Consider the following 17,766-nt stretch of genomic DNA (forward strand, 5'->3'; position numbering starts at 1 on the left):
AGCCTAACATACATATTTTTTGATTTAATACAAATGTTTGGAGGAATAAAGGTAATCATAACCGGCTCCTTGCGCCCAGCCTTACGAGTTCATCTGCAAACTCATGCTCGGTCCATAGGCAATCTCCAAGATGCTCCGCTCGCTGCCCCAAGCTGCCCGCTTAGTCTCTTCTGTAAATCAGGAGACCTGTAAGCGCCAGAACAATTGGATTTGACAATGTCAGCACTATACTATAAAAAAGCTGACATGGATATGTTTCATGAGTGATGGACCACATAGAAGCCTACCTATGCGCAACTACTGGAAGCGCTTGGCGGAGCGCGCCGATAAAGCCGCTTACTCAGTTTACGAGGTGTCTGAGGCTTTGCCCGTCGCTTTGCGGCAGGAATTTCGTGAGGCTCCTGTGGAGCAGCTGAAGAAGGCCCTAGGCGCCGATGATCAAGGCGCGCTCTTCTCTTTGCAAAACCCCCAAGAGTTGGATGCACTCCGAACAGAATGCCCTGGCTCAGCCGCAGGAAACGCGCTGATTGACTGTGCGAAAGAAGCCGTCGCAAGCGGCCTGACAGGTGAGGAGGCCTGCGAACGGGCTGTTGAAAGCGCGCTCGATGAATGTTCAAGATCAGCGTTTCGGGGAATTGAAGAACACTACTACCGCGAAGCACCCGATCATCGCGCACAATTCGTTAGGTCTCGAATGGATGAAGCCCGACGTCAATGTGATCTCAATGCTCTGGCCAAGACTATGCTCAATACACCTCCCAAAGGCAATCTTGGCAGGAACCTTTCAAAGCATGACGGTCTAGATGAAGGACCTGAATTGCGATGAACCATGTTTTACAATCATCGAGTATCCGCGAACTAAAGGTTGCTGTTGTGGAAGCCGCCTCAAACGGGGCTGCCCGACCGGATGTTTTGGTTCTTGGAAAAGACATAGCATTCTCGACGCAGGATTTGGAATCCTATGCAACATCCAACTGGGACCCGGTCGTGTTTGACGCGATGGTTGTCGCCGCTGTCGTTGAGTATTGTGATCGCAGCCTAAAGCGCTTGTCTGCTTCATGGGCGCGCAATTTCAAGATCAAAGTGCCCGTTCATGATCCAGATCGCTGGAACCAACCTGAGGTTTACGATGCATTGCACGATGCGCTTGGTTTTTTGACGGGTGACAGTTGGCATTTCGCATTCTCGCAAAGAAAGGAAATTGAGCCGCCACCGCGCCAAGGAAGCCTTGAGATCCCACCTAGAACAGAAGCTACGCTCGCATTCAGTGATGGCATGGACTCACGTGCAGTCGCGGGGCTGGTTCGGGCTGATCTTGGCCACGCATTAGTAAGAGTCCGGCTTGGTTCGAAGCGCTCGGACAAGCCGCCCAAGGGGCAACCGTTCACAGCCGTCCCCTATAAGCTCAAAAAGAAGGCCCATAATCAAGAGACAAGCGCACGAAACCGCGGTTTCCGCTTCGCTCTTGTTAGTGGCCTCGCATCTTACATTTGCGGTGCATCGCGCATCATCATCCCCGAGAGTGGCCAAGGGGCGTTGGGGCCTGTACTCGCACCTGTGGCACACGCTTATCCCGACTATCGAAACCACCCGGCCTTCTTGCGTCGCATGCAACGGTTTCTCAATGCGCTGCTAGGCGTTGATATCGCGTATTCGTTTCCGCGCCTTTGGTACACGAAAGGACAAACACTGCGTGCATACCTTGCCCTTGGTATCGACAGAGATGAGTGGAAGACAACGCGGTCTTGCTGGAAAACCGCGCAGTGGAGTTCGGTTGATGGGCAATTCCGTCAATGCGGGGTTTGTGCAGCTTGCATGCTGCGCCGCCTGAGCGTTCATGCAGCGGGGCAAGCCGAACCAGATGAGACATACATTGCGCACGATCTGAAAGCTGCGGACCTCGCGCAAAGCGTCCCTGCCTCGTTCGATAAAATGAACGATGCCTTTCGGGAGTATGCCATCGCAGGCGTGCTCCACATGGATCATCTGGCTGATCTTGCTAAGGAAGACGGGCGCGCTGGTCTGCGGCGTCAAGCATTCGAAATTGCCGACACGCAAGGATTGTCGGTCGAACGGACAGAGCAGAAAATCAAAGAAATGATCTCACAACATGCAGATGAGTGGAGCGCGTTTACAGCTTCACTTGGAAGTGAGTCTTTCATTCACAATTGGGTTCGAGGTGGCCGATGAGCAGCGCAACAAAATCATCACTTGACGAGGTAACGGTCGGCGAGCGGCTGCGAATTGCCCGCGAGAGCGCGCGGATAACGCAAGCGGATTCCGCCAAATCCATTGGTGTCGCAAGAACGACAATAGTTGCCATTGAAAAAGGCGGGCGGCGAGTCCGCACGAACGAGTTGCAAAAGCTCGCTTCTTTATACGGAACTTCCGCAAACGCATTGCTACGCAGTGAAGCCGTACATCTCGACCTCATCCCGAGGTTCCGTAAGCTGACGCAAAGCGCGGAAGATGATGTTCTTGAGACGGTGATGCTCTTGAATGATCTGGTGCGCTCCGAAGTGGAACTTGAGGATGCATTGGGCATTCAGCGGCAACAAAACTATCCGCCAGAAAGACCGCTTCTGCCAGGCAACGCCAAGGCGCAGGCTGAACAGGATGCGCAGGAATTGCGTGACTGGCTTGGTCTTGGCTCAGGCCCCTGCTTCGACATTATTTCGATACTGGAGCTTCAGATCGGCATTCGTGTTTTTCTAAGGCCGCTCCCGCCGAAAATATCAGGCTTGTTTGCGTATGATGAAAAAGCAGGAGCATGTATGCTCTTGAATTCTAGCCACCCGCCGGAGCGCATTATCCAGACGGCGCTTCATGAGTTGGCTCACTTCATCTCCGCACGTCGCCAACCAGAAGCGTTACTGTCTGAGCAAGATCACAAGTCGCGCGATGAAATCTATGCGAACGCTTTCGCGCGGTGTTTTCTGGCGCCTTCACGCGCTGTACGGCAACGCTTCGCAGAGCTTACAGCGGGTCAGTCCCGCCTCACACGCCGCCATATCATACTTCTCGCTCACACTTTTGGTGTTTCTCGGGAGGCAATGACGCGCCGCCTAGAAGAGCTTGGTCTCGCGAAGCGTGGAACTTGGGATTGGTTCATCGCAAATGGCGGTATTTCGGATGAACAGGTCAGGCAGGTTGTCGGTGATGGATCAGAGAGGGCGATTGCCTTCATGCCGCCGCGCGGGCCGATACCACCACGCATAGGGCTTCTTGCGAAAGAAGCCTGGAAGCAGGATTTGTACAGTGAGGGCCAGCTCGCCAGCTTGCTCAAGTTGAGCCGCTTCGACATCCGTGCATTGGTAGATGAAAACAACAGCGAGGAAAGCGAGGCCGATGAGTTCTTCAAGCTTTCCTGATTTAGGCGGTTCGGGCGTTATTGCTGATACAAGCGTTTTGATTAATCTGGATGCGTCCGGTCATGCAGGTGCTATCATTCAAGCCACATCAGGAGTTCTTCTGACGACCAAGAATGCGGTTGAGGAACTTCTAGAAGGTGAGAGGCGCGGGTATTCAACGGCCACCGAACTGCGAACACTTCAAACTCGGGGCGTGGTTAAAGTTGTGGAGTTGGGTGAAGCCGAGGAATCAATCTACCGCACGCTGATTGAAGGCCCTGCAGCCCAGACTCTCGGTGATGGAGAAGCCGCAACGATTGCCTATGCCGTCCATAACGACGCGGTTGCATTGATTGATGAAAGGAAAGCCAAGCGGATATGCCGCGACCGATTTAACGGAACAAGGGTGACTACAACGACGGACATGATGCTGCATTCGAACGTCGCTCAAGCGCTTGGCCGATCTCATGTCGAAGCAGTCCATGCCGCTCTGAAATATGCTCGGATGCATGTTCCGCCTGAGCGCGTTAACGATGTCGTTCGGTTGTTGGGGAATGATCGCTCAGTAGAGTGTCCAAGCTTACCCCCAAAGTCCATCGCACAGGCATCCAGCTGATCACTCTCGGTCTCAATCGACGTTTCTGGCAAATCCAATCTGCATGGGTTGGTCAATGTGCTGGTTCCAAGGTAAGGGCAGCTGTGAAATGCTCCCTTCCTGGTCTCGATGAATTCGTCTCCATGAATATGGTCTGGATGAAGTCCTCATGGGGAGGCAAGCGAGCCTACTTTCAAACTCCCTTGCTTGACATGAAAAGGGGGAAGGCGCTGCCTTCCCCTGCCCAATTTGCGGGATTGGTCGCCCGGCTGTTGGTGGTGACGGAAATGAAGACCGACGAGGTTACAAATCTCTGGGTCAAAGTCAGAGGAAAAAGGCCGTCGGCATTTGCACCAGATATATGCACCTGCTGAGTCGCCTTATTGTCATGACCGGTCCGAGCTGTTGCAAATATCATGAATTGCCCAACACATAGCCGATAGCGGCCGTTCATGCTCCGTGCGGCGAACTCACACTTTGAGCCCATACCAGACCTGTTCATTTTGCGCTGCCTGCGCTCGCAGCGCAGAAGATGCTGCGTCAATGTCAAATTCGTTGCTACCGCGCAGCGCGAAAACCAGCCATTCATGTAGTGTGCAGCATGGATCAAAGGTCGCATTCTCAGACAGCGGGACAAAACGGCAATTCGCTTTGCTTGCTCCAATGCCCGTAATTGACGTTTCGTCTGTGCTGGGACCTCCCATCCGATAGCCCATTCCGGGGGGTGTTTGGAATAGCGGCGGCTTTGGCCTTCCAGCCACAACCCGGCAACGGAGCTTCGATGTTCTTAACCAATACCCTCTGCCAAAAGATCAAAAACCACGCGAATGCGTAGATTTGTCTTAAGCTCGCGGTGGGCCACTAGCCATGTCTCAATACTGATTGGCTCAAACTCTGAATAAGGGTTTTCGAGTTCTGGACAATGCTCGCTTATTTCGGTTGGGAGAAGGCCAATGCCAAAGCCCTGCCGGACAAGTTCAAGTGCTAGGGTGGCACTCGACGTCGAAAAATTAAAATTCGCGGTGGTTAGATTCACGCCACGTGATGCCATCAATCCAAGCCGAAGTTCTGGTTGGTCAAAACCAACAAATGTCAATTTTTCAAGATCAGCGAGCGTCTCTGGACGGCCAACCTCGTCAAGGTACTCTTTCGAAGCGAAAAGATGTGCCTTCTTGTCGTGGAGCCGTTTTGCAAACAAAGCCGCGTCATTAGGTCGACTATGACGGACTGCGATGTCCGCCTCACGCCGCCGTAGATCGCTCAACTCATTTGACGCGATGATCTCGATCTGAAGATCCGGCGCGGTTCTGCGCAACTTCTTGAGGACTGGCGGTAGCAAATACCTTGCCATCAGGTCTGTGGCCGAAATCAACACATGCCCGGTCACGGCTTGGGATTGGCCTGTTGCTGCAAGGGATATATTGTTTGCCGCATCGCCCATCGTCCGAAAATCTGCAAGCAACTTTACGCCTGACTGTGTCAGCAAAAGTGCGCGCGATGTCCGTTCAAAGAGGGTCACACCAAGAGCCTCTTCGAGGCCCGCGACCTGTCGGCTCAGCGTTGGTTGCGTCAGCCCAAGAGCGCGCGCTGCGGCAGACAGCGACCCTTCTTCAGCGGTAACGAGAAACGCCCGCGCTTGGTTCCAGTCAAAAGCTGATCGTTTCCACTCCATTATTTTCGTATACCAGATCAAGAGAGAAGCGCAATTCCGTATCGATAGGCTGCATTCTATATCTTTGCCAACGATCAAGTTTAAGCAGGTAAAAAGATATGACGCCGCCAAGAAAGAATGGCCATAACGCATCGCGCAATGCCGCGATGGAACAGGCTATCCCCATGACTTCTCGTCGTTTTGGCTCTTGGGAAGTTGTCATTAGCAGGCGTGTGCTCTCCAGCACGGACCTTGCCAGTCGCTACGACGCGGCTTCAGGCAGATGGGCGCGGACGGCGCGTCGTTTTCGATTGAATGCCGCATATTGCGAACCCCTTTTGGCATCTCGGGTTGTCATAGATCTTATGCAGGTTGAGCCTCAGGCGCGGATCCTTGATTGCGGCGTCGGAAATGGGAGCCTTTCGATTGCGCTTGCTAGCCTCATGAAGGGTCCGGCCGACTTTCATGCAATTGATACCTCTGCTGAAATGCTTATGCAGGCCAAGAGCGTGATGCAGCACGCCGGGCTGGACCCGCACCTTCAACAGGCTGATGTTTTGTCATTGCCCTATGAGGATCAGTCTTTTGACGTCGTAATGGCCGCGCATGTCCTTGAACATCTGCCAGATCCGCAACGTGCCCTTGCAGAGATGGTTCGCGTTCTAAAGCCGGGTGGGATGGTGTTCCTTTGCGTGACGCGCCCCTCACTTTTTGGCGCACTCGTCCAACTTTTGTGGCGTACTTGGGCGATCACAGAACAAGAGGGGATCGCCTGGTTAAATGCATCCCAGCTTGTCGATGTCGGATACAGACCGGTCCGGCTCAGCTCCGCTGGCTTCGCAAGCACTGCCTTTTGGGCGCGGCGGCCACAATGATGACTGCAAATCGAAAGACTCCCAAACTTCGCATGGGAAAATCCGAGTGGGTCGTCCTTGTCGTAATCTTGGTCTATTCGTTCATTCCGGTCGTTGGCGGGGTGATACGTGTTCTCGAGCTTGCAGGCGGGCCGCAGATCGCACCAGAGAATCCGCGGGCATTACTTGCCCCAACACCCATCATTCTCCACATCCTTGGCAGCAGTCTGTTTTGCGTGCTCGGCGCGTTCCAGTTCTTGCCGAGTCTGCGCCGCCAACGTCCCGCAGCGCATCGCGCCATCGGTCGGGTGGGCGCGGCGGCGGGATGTGTTTCTGCGCTCACTGGCCTTTGGATGACGCATTTTTATGCTTTTCCCGAAGTGCTTCAGGGGGCTCCCCTTTATTGGGTGCGGATGTTGTTGGGCACAGCAATGATTGCACTCATTATCTGGGCGGTGATCGCAATCAAATCCCGCAACGTTTTCCAACACAGCGCGTCGTTGATGCGGGCCTATGCCATCGGTCAAGGTGCTTCGACCCAAACCGTTTTGGGTATTGCTTGGATCATTGTTGCCGGCTCCGAAGCCATGGGACCTTTGCGCGACGGGCTGATGATCTTCGCATGGGTGCTCAATCTGCTGGCCGCAGAAATCTTCATACGCGCAATGCTGAGGCCGCCAAAGCGTCGGCAAAAACATCTTTCAAAACCTTCTATCCGGCCTTCCACACCAAGAAATGAGACTTGAAATGACGTACAATATTGCCAATCCCCGTATCCTTTTGTCGGTCCTGTGGATCTTCATTATTCTGAATTTCTTTGCACGCGATATCCATGAGTTGATCCGCCCCGGCATGCTGGAACAGATGATGTCCGGCACAATTGACGGGGTCGTCGTCACGGAAGTGTTGATGCTGTTAGGGTGGCTCATGATAGAGATCCCGATCTTGATGACAATCCTCGCATTGCTGTTGCCCCATGGGATAAATCGATGGGCGAACATTGTGGTGGGCCTTTTGACGATGGCCATGATCGTGACGATGAACCTCAAGCCCGACCTCGACAACGTCTTTTTCATGGGTATTCAGTTGATCGCCCTAATCGCCATCATCGGGATCGCTTGGCAGTGGCAAGCACCTGAGCGGACAGATGTAATAACATCTTAAATGCGCGGCGCCTGACCGCTTGGTTCAATAACATTTCTAGAAAACTTACGGGCAAGAATTGTTCGAAGAACCGGAGAACAATATGCCTATGGGATTTGACCGAGCAACGGCTGTAATCTGCACAATCGCTATCCTGAACACGATGGGTCTCGGCCTCATTATGCCAGTCATGCCAGAGCTACTTGCCGGGTTTCAAGGTGGGTCAATTGCCAGAGCTGCGGCGATTGGCGGATACCTTTCATTGGTTTTTGCGGCGATGCAGTTTGTTTTCAGTCCGATCTTGGGCGCGTTGTCCGACAGATACGGCCGCCGCCCGATCTTGCTGGGCTCATTGGCACTCGCTTCGGCGGACTATCTCATGATGGCAATGGCACCTTACCTTTGGGTGATTTTCCTTGGCCGAATGTTGTCCGGGGCCAGTTCGGCGACGTTTTCAGTTGCCAATGCATACTTGGCTGATCGCTCGTCCAAGGAAGACCGCACCAAGTTCTTCGGCTACGTGGGTGCGGCAGCCGGAATCGGCTTTGTCATGGGGCCATTCATCGGCGGACTATTGGGCACCTACGGACCCCGTGCTCCATTTTACGCAGCCTCGGCTTTGTCATTGTTGACTTTGGTGGGAACGATACTCTATGTACAAGAGTCGCTGCCTGGCGAGAACAGACGGCCAATAACCTGGAAGATCATCAATCCGCTTGGTCCTTTGCTGTCACCATTGCAAGGGGTGTCGTTGGCACTGCTCGCGGTGTACTTTTTTGATGCTTTAGCAGGTTTTGCCTTTTCGGCAGTTTGGGCGTACTTCGGTGCCGCGCGATACGGATGGAACAGCACCACGATTGGTCTTTCCTTCAGTATCATTGGCATATGCTTTGTGTTGACACAGGCCGTGATTTTGGGACCGGTCGCCAAGCGAATAGGCAACCTGAATGTGGCTGCGTTGGGGCTGTCGCTTGGAATTGCAGGTTTCCTAACACTTGTTTGGCTGCAATCAGGGTTGTTCGCATTGATGCTCCTGCCAGTTTTCGCGTTCAGAGCGATTGTTGGCATTACGATTGTTGGCCAAACCTCAGCGCAAGTCGATCCTGATCGGCAGGGCGAGTTGCAAGGAAGGTTTGCAAGCCTTGGCGCTTTAGCGTCTTTGATTTCGTTCCCAATGATGACCCAACTTTTTGCCTCTCAATTGTCAAACGGGGGATCGGCAAACACTTGGCACTCCGGGGCACCATTTTTGCTGGCCGCTGGTCTGGGAGGGATAGCTTTGTTGCTACTGATTGTGACCATCAAACCGGGCCCCGCAACAACGGGCTGCCAAGCAAGTAAGAAGGCGCATTAAGGCATTGATGCCGTCCTCACGATTGCGACGAAGCGCTGCACGATCACGTTGAAAATACAGGAAAGACAGAATGAGCAAATCGGAAAAGTTTTGGGACCAAGCCGCTAGCAACTATGACAACACTGAAGAGAAATTTGAGTTTATTCATAGTCGCAGCCGCGAAAACACAAAAAGATATCTGAATGATACCGACATTGTGTTGGACTACGGATGTGGAACAGGTACGACCGCCTGCGAGATTTCCGGCTTGGTCAAGAGCGTCCGCGCGATTGATATTTCAACTGCGATGATCGAAATCGCAAAGGGAAAGGCCGCAACAGCTGGCGTCGTGAACGTTGATTTCGAACAAGCTGACATCTTCGATGAGGCGTTCCAGAATGGTTCATTCGATGTGGTGTTAGCATTCAACATGCTGCACACAGTGCCTGATCCGGAAAGTGTTGTGCAAAGAACGGTTGAATTGCTGAAGCCCGGCGGGTTGTTTATTGCTGTAACACCTTGCTTGGGCGGAAAAAAGTCAGCCTTGGTTTCACTGCAAATTCTGCTGGTCAGAGCGTTGTTAAAGTTAGGGGTTATCCCGATCCCCATTCGACAACTCAAGAGTGCAGATTTGGACGATCTGATGGATGATGAAAGGTTGCAGGTCATTAAGACTGAGGCAATTTTCAAGGGTGCATCTAGCTATTTTATGGTTGCAAAGAAGCTTCCCTAGTCTCGTGTCCTGAAGACCAGGCCTGGAACGCAAACGAAGGTATGGATACCCTCCGAGATTGTAACTTTAAACGACCGCTTCCACGACGCAGACTGCATCCCAGCATAGAAACAGCAGCAACTGCGAAAAAATGCTGCGTCAGCAATAGCTGCAGGTGCATAAGGCCGCTTAGTCCGCTTCTGAGACATTCGTCTAAAACGCAGCGAAGGTCAGCTTTCCACCCGACTTGCTACTGATCAGCCTTCAGATACCTGACGTTGTGCCCGTTGTTAGGCTTTTTTACGTGCAACTACTCTTCAATCGACTTACTCGCTTTACCTGTTTTAATGTAGCGAAGCCTGTTTTCGGACGGCAAAGTCTTCAATAGCAAAGGAGGCTACAAAGATGAGTGAACAATTAACGCTTGCGACTGCTATTCATGAGGCAGGTCATGCCGTGGCTTGTTTTCGTCTGTTTCCGGATCGAATGACTGGCACACTTTCGATTTTGCGAAGTATAAACGAAGGCCTCTTAGGGAGCCATGAGTCAGAAAAAATTCTGCTTCCACGTAGTACCGGAGACGATGATGCAGAGCGGATTTTTGAATCGGACGCTGTTTATACGTGTGCCGGATATGGGGCCATGATTGCTCAAGGCTTTCCGGAAGAAGAAGCAATAGTTGGTTGCGAGCAAGACTTTGAAGAAGCCAGACCCCGACTGAAAGCTGCAAAAGTAAAAGCGGTTAAATTGATGTCGTTAACAGAGAACATAAAAGCAGTATCCAGACTCGCAGAGGAGTTGGTGCGCTTCAAATCAATGCAGCCAGATCATGTGGAGGTGGTCATCAACCTCACGCAAGGAGAGTGCAGTGAAACTGAATATCGGGAATTTCTGGGCAATCTTGGCCTAGTGTAGGTATCTTTGTCTGGCAAAAGTAGCACAGCAAATGGGTAGCTGGAGCTAAATTGCAAATTTTCAGAAACTTACAGGATTCGATTAGACCTGTCGAAAGAGTCCGTTTTCCAACTTTACCTGTCCATTTTTTTTCTGTGTCGGCAGTTCCTAATTCTCCTCGCGATCAGCCCATCCAACCCTGAATGTTGACTGTGCGTTTCCCTCCGTTGGTGACCCTGTAAATCAGTCAGGCTCCAACCGAAACTGTCTCATATTCACGATACAGCGCTGCCAGATCGGGATGTTTCACCCGAAACTGATTGCGTCGCTTGATTTTCAGCGCCGAACTATTGGCGGCTTCCATTTTCACAGCCGGATCCACGTAGATCTGCCCCCTGGCCACAGCGGCCAGGAACAGTAGAAAATCCGTACCTTCACAGAGCTGTATCCGTGATCCGTATTGATACTCAGGCGGTGGTGCTTGTTTGATCGACGGCACATAGGCTGCCTTCGCATGTTTGCGGTTCCAGTGATCCAGCATCCCACGGAATCCCCAGGACGCGGCGACACGGTCGCCTCGATCGACCAGCGTCAGTGCCCCATCCAGATCATCCATCTTCCCGGTTCCGACGTCATACCCGTTCATTGAGAGCTTAAGACCGGTATCAGCATGGAAATCCCGCCCGATGGCATAGACGCCACCAAAATTAATACGCCCCACTTTTCCGGATTTGTCGGGGTAACCGTATTGCATCAGGAAGGCCTCAACGCCGTTATCGCGATACGTGCCGCCAGTCGGTTCAGGGGTCATCAGAGTGACCGGGCTCTTTGGGCGATGGTTGACGAAATCTCCCACCCCATACTGCTTGATTTCCCATCCGAGAAAATCCGGCTCCGCATACCCGTTCGGCGACACACCAAGCTCGGCCTCAAGAGTATAACCTCCGCCGTTCTGCGCTGAATAGGGTGCAGGGCGACCATCCGAGCCGATCTTCTGTGACGGGATCCAGCCCTTTTGATGAATACGTTTCAGGGTGGCCAGCAACACGGACCGTGAATCTGCGCCGCCTGAAAGGAACACTTCGAGATCCAGAAACACACCTGTCCGTTCCAACTGGCCTGCCGCTGCCAGTTCCCGGGCGACCGGTCGGTCAGCCGCGGAAGCATACCCAAGCACACGTCCGTCAGGGCAAATCCCGAAAATCAGAATTCTTCCCTCCGCACGCGATCGCATGAGGTCGTTCGGTGCACGCCTGCACCCCTTCAGAAACCCCGACATCCGGACCTCAGGGTATTTGGGATAAAGGATGAGCTGGGCATCGGGTGCCTCTGACAGGCCCTCCTCATCGATCCAGAAAAACTTCACATCGGCCTTGTCACGCTTACGTACACTGCCAGCCCGAACGGTGACATCTGTTGTAACCGCGTCATGCGGAATGATGTTCAACGCGCCGAACCCACCTCCGAGATAGACCTGGTTTTTGGAGTTGTCATTTGGCGCAAGCTGCTTTGCGTAGAACCGGTTTGCGCCGTGGCTCTGCATCATCGTCAAAAGCTTACTCAGCGATTCAATCAACTAACCGGCTTTCTACGCAAAGATTATTTGCATCAGAGGACAGCCATGTTGCCACCGTGTCAATGACGTCGCCCGTATCCCGCCTCCATTTGCCCTTCAGAGCGCATTCCCAGACGACCCCAATGCGCCAACCAGCGCTTTGCAGATCAGCGGCGTTTCTTTGATCCCGTTCCACATTGCCGCCGATTTTCGTACGCCAGAACTCTTCGCGGGATTTCGGCCATTTGAAAAGATGGCATTCGTGACCGTGCCAGAAGCAGCCGTTCGCGAAAAGAACGGCCCGATATTTGGGAAAAACCAAATCGGGTTTGCCTGGCAGTTTCTTGTGGTGGAGGCGGAACCGAAAACCACGTGCATGCAGCCCGCTCCTCAGGATCAATTCCGGCCTGGTGTCCTTGCCTTTAATCGCCGCCATATTGCGGCTACGGGTTGCCGTGTCGTGGACGTCAGCCAACGCTTGCCAGGCATTTCTCGTTCGCACTCTCAATAACCGAAACGATATGGGGCAGCATGACACGTGCCACTTCAGCAAAAACAGGGACAGCGACCGAGTTGCCAAACTGTTTGTAGGCTTGCGTATCCGACACCGGGATACGGAACTCTTCGCTATACCCCATAAGCCGGGCGCATTCGCGCGGTGTCAGACGCCGGGGGTTTTTGCCCTCACCCCGGCTCACAAGGATTTCTGAGCCGTCTTTATAGTAACGGGCCGAAAGGGTCCGCGAGATACTGTCACCATCCACAAGGCCAAACCCAAATCCGTTGCCGGCCGCTTTGTGCTTGGCTGCATAGCCCTGAAGGTAGGCCCAGAGCTTGTCCGAAAGTATGTATTTGTCGCTGACCTTGGCGTCGGGGCCGAGTGTAAAATGTCCCTCCGGCTCTTCAGTCCCGTTTTCCGGATGGAAGATATCGCGCATGCGTTTATGACCCCTGAGCGGGATCATCATATCCTCAAAGCTGAACGGCACCGCATCCCGAAAGCCGACCATGACGATACGCTGACGGTGCTGCGGCACGAAATGCGCGGCATCAATAACCTGCGTGTGCAACGTGTAGCCCAGTTCTTCAGTCAGCTTGCGCCGGATGACGCCGAAGGTCTTTCCCTTGTCGTGGCTTTTCAGGTTCTTGACGTTTTCAAGAAGAAATGCGGCCGGGCGGTGGTGCTTCAGAACCCGCAGCACATCAAAAAACAGGGTGCCCTGGGTCTCGTCATCAAACCCATGCGCGCGCCCGAGAGAATTTTTCTTTGATACCCCCGCGATCGAAAACGGCTGACAAGGAAAACCTGCGACAAGCACATCATGGTTAGGTATATCCGCAGCATCTACTTCACGAATATCTCCAGCCACAGGCCGGTTATCCGGGAAATTCGCCAGATAGGTCTGTTGCGCATACTTGTCCCATTCAGACGTAAAAACACAGCGTCCGCCAACACCCTCCATCGCTTTGCGCAGCCCCCCGATACCAGCAAAGAGGTCGATAAAGCGAAAGTCACCAGCGTCAGAATGTGACTGACGGCTTTCAATCTCCATCTGTAAAAGCCGGATCACACTGTCGCGCGGGGTTTCCTCACCGCGTTTCCATCGATATATGTGACCCTCAGAATATCCCAGCAGTTTTGCAGCTTCAGGGACGGTGTGACCGGCCTTCTGCAACAACAGGTCAAATTCAATCATACTGCTTTCCCTCTCTTCACCGCCATTAAGTCTCGCGGGGAATTTTTTTGACACTATGGATTTTTTCTTCCCTATTTCCAAGAACAAATGGCAAACAATTGTCTAAAATCAACGAAGGATGAGATGAGCAACGACTGAACAACGTGGTCAAGGCAGGCGATATGGTTCTAATCAAGCTATCCGGGTAGCGCAGGTTTGACTGGACAAATGTGCGAGCGTTGCAAAGGAGCCGGAACGAACCCTGCAAATGCATGCCAAATTCAGGTTTGCTTTACTTCCCTTGACCAGCGCATCCTGCAGGAACTTTTTACGTTTTACAGAAGCGGAATTAGTAGATTTAAGTAATTATTCCAATGCCAATACCTGGCCGACCCCAGAGCCCATTCGCCGCAGATCAAAATTCAATCGCTGTCATCAGTATCTGCCAACTAGGACCGTAGGTTCTGGCTGGGTAAACCATCCCAGAAACTGGGAGAGACTGTCGACCTGATCATCATTCCTGCCCTTTGGGAAGAGAGATATCTCACGGCGGAACTCAGCCAGCCATGACCCCTCTTTCGGGATTGCAACGCGCCCGCCTTCGATAACAGGCGTCACTGCGAGAAGCCGCGTTGCCTTGTCTAGCTTTGGGACAATCCCTTTCACATTGAACCCTGTTCTGCGTTGGAGATCCTGAATGAGCTGGATGCCGGATCCAGCGCGTTCAATGAGGATCAGGTTCGCTTTCCATCTTCGAGCCTCACCTTCAACCTGACGCCGGAGTTCCGGAAACTCCAGTTTTGCGCGGTAGATATTCAGAAGCCAGGCTGACTGACCGCGCACCTGCCACGTTGTGCAAACAGAGTAATCGCTTGCCTCTTCTGCCGTCGTGGCTGTGTCCCAACTTTGAACAATCCTATCACCTCCCTGACGGTCGGGCGCGCGATCATACGTCCGGAACCAGTCCCACTTAACGATACCACCACCAAGCGGCGCAGGGCTCTGCTGATACTGGGCGGCAAACACATAGGACCCAAGCTCGTCTCGCCTCCGATCCAACAAGTCCCGGGGCAGTCGATCAGGATGCAGAAGGTCTCCCTCACGCCTCAATTGGCTTCCGCGCAGGCCTAAGTCGATTTTGGCAGAATACTCTGCAATCGCAGGCAGATCGAGATGGAACCACCCGCCCTGCTCGAGCAACACGCCGGCCAGATCTTCTTCATGCACCCGCTGCTGGATCAGCACAATCGGGCTGGTCTGCGGGTCGTTGAGGCGGCTCAGTAGCGTGGAGCGATACCAGTCGAGCACCGCAACGCGCTTCACCTCTGACCCGGCGTCCTCGGGTTTGTGCGGATCATCAATCAGGATGATGTCACCGCCCCGGCCCGTCAGCGAGCCGTTCACCGAAGTTGAGAAACGACCTCCCCCTTTTGTCGTTTCAAAATCACTGCGTGCCCCCCTGCCCTTCGCAACCTGAACCGTTGGAAAGCAAGCGCGGTACCAGGGTGCCTCGAGCACCTTCATGCAATCAAGCGCCAGCTTCTCTGAAAGCCCTTCGGCATAGGATACCGCCAGGATCCGCATGCGCGGGTTCTGCCCCAGAAGCCAGGCCGGAAAGGCCACAGATGCCGCGATCGATTTCAGGGATCGCGGCGGCATCGTGATGATCAGCCGCGTGATCTCACCTCTGGCAACCCGATCTAGCTGACAGGCGATCGCATCAATATGCCAGTTATGCAGGAACGGACTTCCCGGATCGACTGTTGCGAATGCCCGTGCAATAAAACTCGAGAGGTCTCTGCGCAGCAGGGCATTGAGAAGTGCAAGCCGGTCATGATTAACTGTCATTTTGCGCGTCCTTACTGCCAGGCGAAGCCAATGTGTCTGCTGCGCGACGCAGTAGATCCTGCTCGAACCGCGCGAGGATATCCTGTTCTGAAGCCGCCAGCTCTCGCTCGGTCGCACGTGCTTCCCGATCCTCGAAGCGCTGCTGTGCAAAACCCAGCAAACGATCCAGTGCACGCGCGTCCCCTTTGAGGGCTTTCTCCCGAAGCCTCAGCAACATGGCCATCTGACTGCTCACTTTCTTTAGCCGACCATTCTCAGTTATGGTCATCGGCGCATCCAGGATCTTGTCGAGATCCGCAGTGAAGTTACAACTGCCTTTTCGGCGTCCCCTGGGGTTTCCCGATTGGCCCTTCCGGAACCGCGTCTCCTTCGGAGGTTTTCCGTAGCCGGTTTTTTCATCCTTATCAGGATCTTTCATTGCCCTGCCTCCGCCAATTGATTGGCCTCAAGCTCCGCGAGGCTGCAACTATCCGAAGCCCGGACTGGCTCCCCACCGGTCTCATCCCGCCAACGTCGCAGAATCACGTCGATATATGCCGGATCAATCTCGAGCCCCCGCGCTATACGCCCGCTACGTTCAGCCGCAATCAGCGTGGCTCCGGCGCCGAGAAAAGGATCAAGCACCAGATCACCTCGTTTTGAGACATCGAGGATCGCGTCTTTGATCATCTCGACAGGCTTTGCGGTCGGGTGCGCCGTCAGTTCCTCCATGCGCCCGGCCCTAAAGGTATTAACCCCGGGATAGGGCCAAAGATTTGTCCGGTTGCGACCGAACTTACCAAGCTGGACATTGTTTCGATGACTTAGCCGTCCTTTACGGAAGACAAACACCAACTCGTGCTGCGAGCGGTAAAGTGAACCCATGCCGCCGTTGGTTTTGGCCCAGACACAGAGGTTGAGCCAGGCATCGAAGACCTTTTCTCCTGCCCGCTGCATCTCCGCGATATGGCGCCAATCGATACATGCAAACCAGACAGCGCCATTACGACTGTGACGGGCTGCCAGATCGAACGCAGCACTGAGGAATTCCTCAAACTCATCGGAACTCATCTCGCCTGAGGCCTCTGCGAACTCGCGATGCTTGACCCGGCCACCGCCACTTACATGGCCGACGATAGGCACATTGTAGGGTGGATCAGTAAAACCCATATTCGCCTGCTCACCATCCATTAGAACGGCATAGTCGTCAGGGTCTTTTGCATCGCCACAAAGAACACGGTGTGCTCCGAGCAGCCAAAGATCGCCACGCCGGGAGATCGGCGGTCGTGACCGGTCTGGCAATGGTGCTTCTTCAGTTGTGGTGGCACCAGCTTCAGCCTGCTCTGCGATGATCAGATCGATCTCGGCGACCTCAAACCCGGTGAGATCAAGTTCGAAGTCAAGATTCATCGTTGAGAGATCTGCAAGTTCCGTAGCAAGCAAGTCGACATCCCAGTTGGAATTCAACGCGATCTTGTTGTCGGCCAGCATCAACGCGCGTTTCTCAACGTCGGAAAGATGTGTAAGACGGATAGCGGGAACCTGCTCAAGCCCAAGCAGCAGAGCCGCCTCGAGACGGCCATGTCCGGCGATGAGTATGTTCGCTTCGTCAACCAGAACTGGGTTTGCAAATCCGAACTGCCTGATACTTTCGGCAATCTGGCGCACCTGTCGACGCTCATGGGTGCGGGCGTTTCGGGATGATGGTTTCAGTTTTCCGGGTTCTATATGTTCAATGGCAAGGTACATAGTGTTCTCCTAAAGGGCATCGCATACATATTCAGGCACACGATCGCGCTATCTGCGGCACCACATGGTGCGTTGATTTCTTTAAAAATGAGAGCAACTGCGCCATCCAGCGCGTGTTGCAATTGCCCTATCCGGGGCGTACCGCCATCTCTCATCCGAGACATGGACTTCTGCAAAGCGCACAGGGAGCCGTCCGGCGATCAGACCGGCCGCTTTGCTACCGGAAAGGTCATACCCATACAATATATGGTATATGTGAAAGCTACTGTGTCAAGCCCTGCTAAAATTGGAGTCGTTTAGGTCGCGGTTTCGTAGCCTGGAAATAGACCTCACCGGGCCTGTTTTACCCTTACGAATTGATGTCAGACTGATGCGAAACGGGCCGTACCTGCGACCAATTGAGCAATCGTTCCATTGGCAGGCAAGG

The 17,766-nt window shown here is 53.5% G+C and carries 18 protein-coding genes; 10 read left to right on the forward strand and 8 right to left on the reverse strand.

Features of this window, described 5'->3' with window-relative positions; genetic code table 11:
- Positions 1–259: 259 nt before the first annotated feature.
- The 4 genes from J4E70_RS16320 to J4E70_RS16335 are packed head-to-tail and all read left to right on the forward strand — an operon-like array spanning position 260 to position 3,966.
- Positions 260–826: a hypothetical protein gene (locus J4E70_RS16320; protein ID WP_213890712.1), complete on the forward strand. Its 567-nt coding sequence runs from the start codon at positions 260–262 to the stop codon at positions 824–826.
- A complete protein-coding gene (locus tag J4E70_RS16325) occupies positions 823–2,190 on the forward strand; it encodes a 7-cyano-7-deazaguanine synthase (RefSeq protein ID WP_213890713.1) in 1,368 nt (455 codons plus the stop codon). The genes J4E70_RS16320 and J4E70_RS16325 overlap by 4 nt, the downstream gene beginning before the upstream one ends.
- A complete protein-coding gene (locus tag J4E70_RS16330) occupies positions 2,187–3,371 on the forward strand; it encodes an XRE family transcriptional regulator (protein WP_213890714.1) in 1,185 nt (394 codons plus the stop codon). Before J4E70_RS16325 ends, J4E70_RS16330 begins: the two co-directional genes overlap by 4 nt.
- Entirely contained in the window at positions 3,349–3,966 is a 618-nt protein-coding gene (locus J4E70_RS16335; protein WP_213890715.1) for a PIN domain-containing protein, read from the forward strand. Before J4E70_RS16330 ends, J4E70_RS16335 begins: the two co-directional genes overlap by 23 nt.
- 449 nt (positions 3,967–4,415) lie before the next feature.
- Here J4E70_RS16335 and J4E70_RS16340 read toward each other — a convergent pair whose 3' ends face one another.
- Positions 4,416–4,649 carry a hypothetical protein gene (locus tag J4E70_RS16340; RefSeq protein ID WP_213890716.1) on the reverse strand — a complete coding sequence of 78 codons (234 nt, stop codon included), beginning with the start codon at positions 4,647–4,649 and terminating at the stop codon, positions 4,416–4,418.
- Positions 4,650–4,732: 83 nt separating this feature from the next.
- The gene (locus J4E70_RS16345) at positions 4,733–5,617 is read right to left on the reverse strand and encodes a LysR family transcriptional regulator (protein ID WP_213890717.1); all 885 of its coding nucleotides are present in this window, start codon (positions 5,615–5,617) and stop codon (positions 4,733–4,735) included.
- A gap of 98 nt (positions 5,618–5,715) precedes the next feature.
- Here J4E70_RS16345 and J4E70_RS16350 point away from each other — a divergent pair, with 98 nt between their 5' ends.
- The 6 genes from J4E70_RS16350 (at position 5,716) to J4E70_RS16375 (ending at position 10,553) form a co-directional block, all read left to right on the forward strand.
- Positions 5,716–6,471: a class I SAM-dependent methyltransferase gene (locus tag J4E70_RS16350; RefSeq protein WP_213890718.1), complete on the forward strand. Its 756-nt coding sequence runs from the start codon at positions 5,716–5,718 to the stop codon at positions 6,469–6,471.
- Entirely contained in the window at positions 6,468–7,196 is a 729-nt protein-coding gene (locus J4E70_RS16355) for a DUF2306 domain-containing protein (RefSeq protein WP_246531812.1), read from the forward strand. The genes J4E70_RS16350 and J4E70_RS16355 overlap by 4 nt, the downstream gene beginning before the upstream one ends.
- Position 7,197: 1 nt before the next feature.
- Positions 7,198–7,614, forward strand: coding sequence for a DUF6326 family protein (locus J4E70_RS16360; protein WP_213890719.1), 417 nt, complete (start codon positions 7,198–7,200; stop codon positions 7,612–7,614).
- A gap of 82 nt (positions 7,615–7,696) precedes the next feature.
- Positions 7,697–8,947, forward strand: coding sequence for an MFS transporter (locus J4E70_RS16365; RefSeq protein ID WP_213890720.1), 1,251 nt, complete (start codon positions 7,697–7,699; stop codon positions 8,945–8,947).
- Between the two features lie 70 nt (positions 8,948–9,017).
- Positions 9,018–9,659, forward strand: coding sequence for a class I SAM-dependent methyltransferase (locus J4E70_RS16370; protein WP_213890721.1), 642 nt, complete (start codon positions 9,018–9,020; stop codon positions 9,657–9,659).
- A 384-nt stretch (positions 9,660–10,043) separates the two neighbouring features.
- On the forward strand, positions 10,044–10,553 hold the full coding sequence (locus J4E70_RS16375) for a hypothetical protein (RefSeq protein WP_213890722.1): 510 nt from the start codon (positions 10,044–10,046) through the stop codon (positions 10,551–10,553).
- A gap of 226 nt (positions 10,554–10,779) precedes the next feature.
- Here the strand turns inward: J4E70_RS16375 and J4E70_RS16380 are convergent, their stop codons facing one another.
- From J4E70_RS16380 to J4E70_RS16405, 6 genes are all read right to left on the reverse strand, one after another.
- Positions 10,780–12,078, reverse strand: coding sequence for an MvaI/BcnI family restriction endonuclease (locus J4E70_RS16380; RefSeq protein ID WP_213890723.1), 1,299 nt, complete (start codon positions 12,076–12,078; stop codon positions 10,780–10,782).
- A 22-nt stretch (positions 12,079–12,100) separates the two neighbouring features.
- On the reverse strand, positions 12,101–12,589 hold the full coding sequence (locus J4E70_RS16385; RefSeq protein WP_343229472.1) for a very short patch repair endonuclease: 489 nt from the start codon (positions 12,587–12,589) through the stop codon (positions 12,101–12,103).
- The gene (dcm, locus tag J4E70_RS16390; protein ID WP_213890724.1) at positions 12,555–13,784 is read right to left on the reverse strand and encodes a DNA (cytosine-5-)-methyltransferase; all 1,230 of its coding nucleotides are present in this window, start codon (positions 13,782–13,784) and stop codon (positions 12,555–12,557) included. Before dcm ends, J4E70_RS16385 begins: the two co-directional genes overlap by 35 nt.
- Positions 13,785–14,198: 414 nt before the next feature.
- Positions 14,199–15,611, reverse strand: coding sequence for a phage terminase large subunit (gene terL / locus J4E70_RS16395; RefSeq protein ID WP_213890725.1), 1,413 nt, complete (start codon positions 15,609–15,611; stop codon positions 14,199–14,201).
- Entirely contained in the window at positions 15,601–16,029 is a 429-nt protein-coding gene (locus J4E70_RS16400; RefSeq protein WP_213890726.1) for a DUF5681 domain-containing protein, read from the reverse strand. Before J4E70_RS16400 ends, terL begins: the two co-directional genes overlap by 11 nt.
- Complete coding sequence (locus J4E70_RS16405; protein WP_213890727.1) at positions 16,026–17,339, reverse strand: site-specific DNA-methyltransferase; 1,314 nt, start codon at positions 17,337–17,339, stop codon at positions 16,026–16,028. Before J4E70_RS16405 ends, J4E70_RS16400 begins: the two co-directional genes overlap by 4 nt.
- Between the last annotated feature and the right edge of the window lie 427 nt (positions 17,340–17,766).

Source organism: Pseudohalocynthiibacter aestuariivivens (assembly GCF_018457175.1).
Taxonomy (GTDB): Bacteria; Pseudomonadota; Alphaproteobacteria; order Rhodobacterales; family Rhodobacteraceae; genus Pseudohalocynthiibacter; species Pseudohalocynthiibacter aestuariivivens.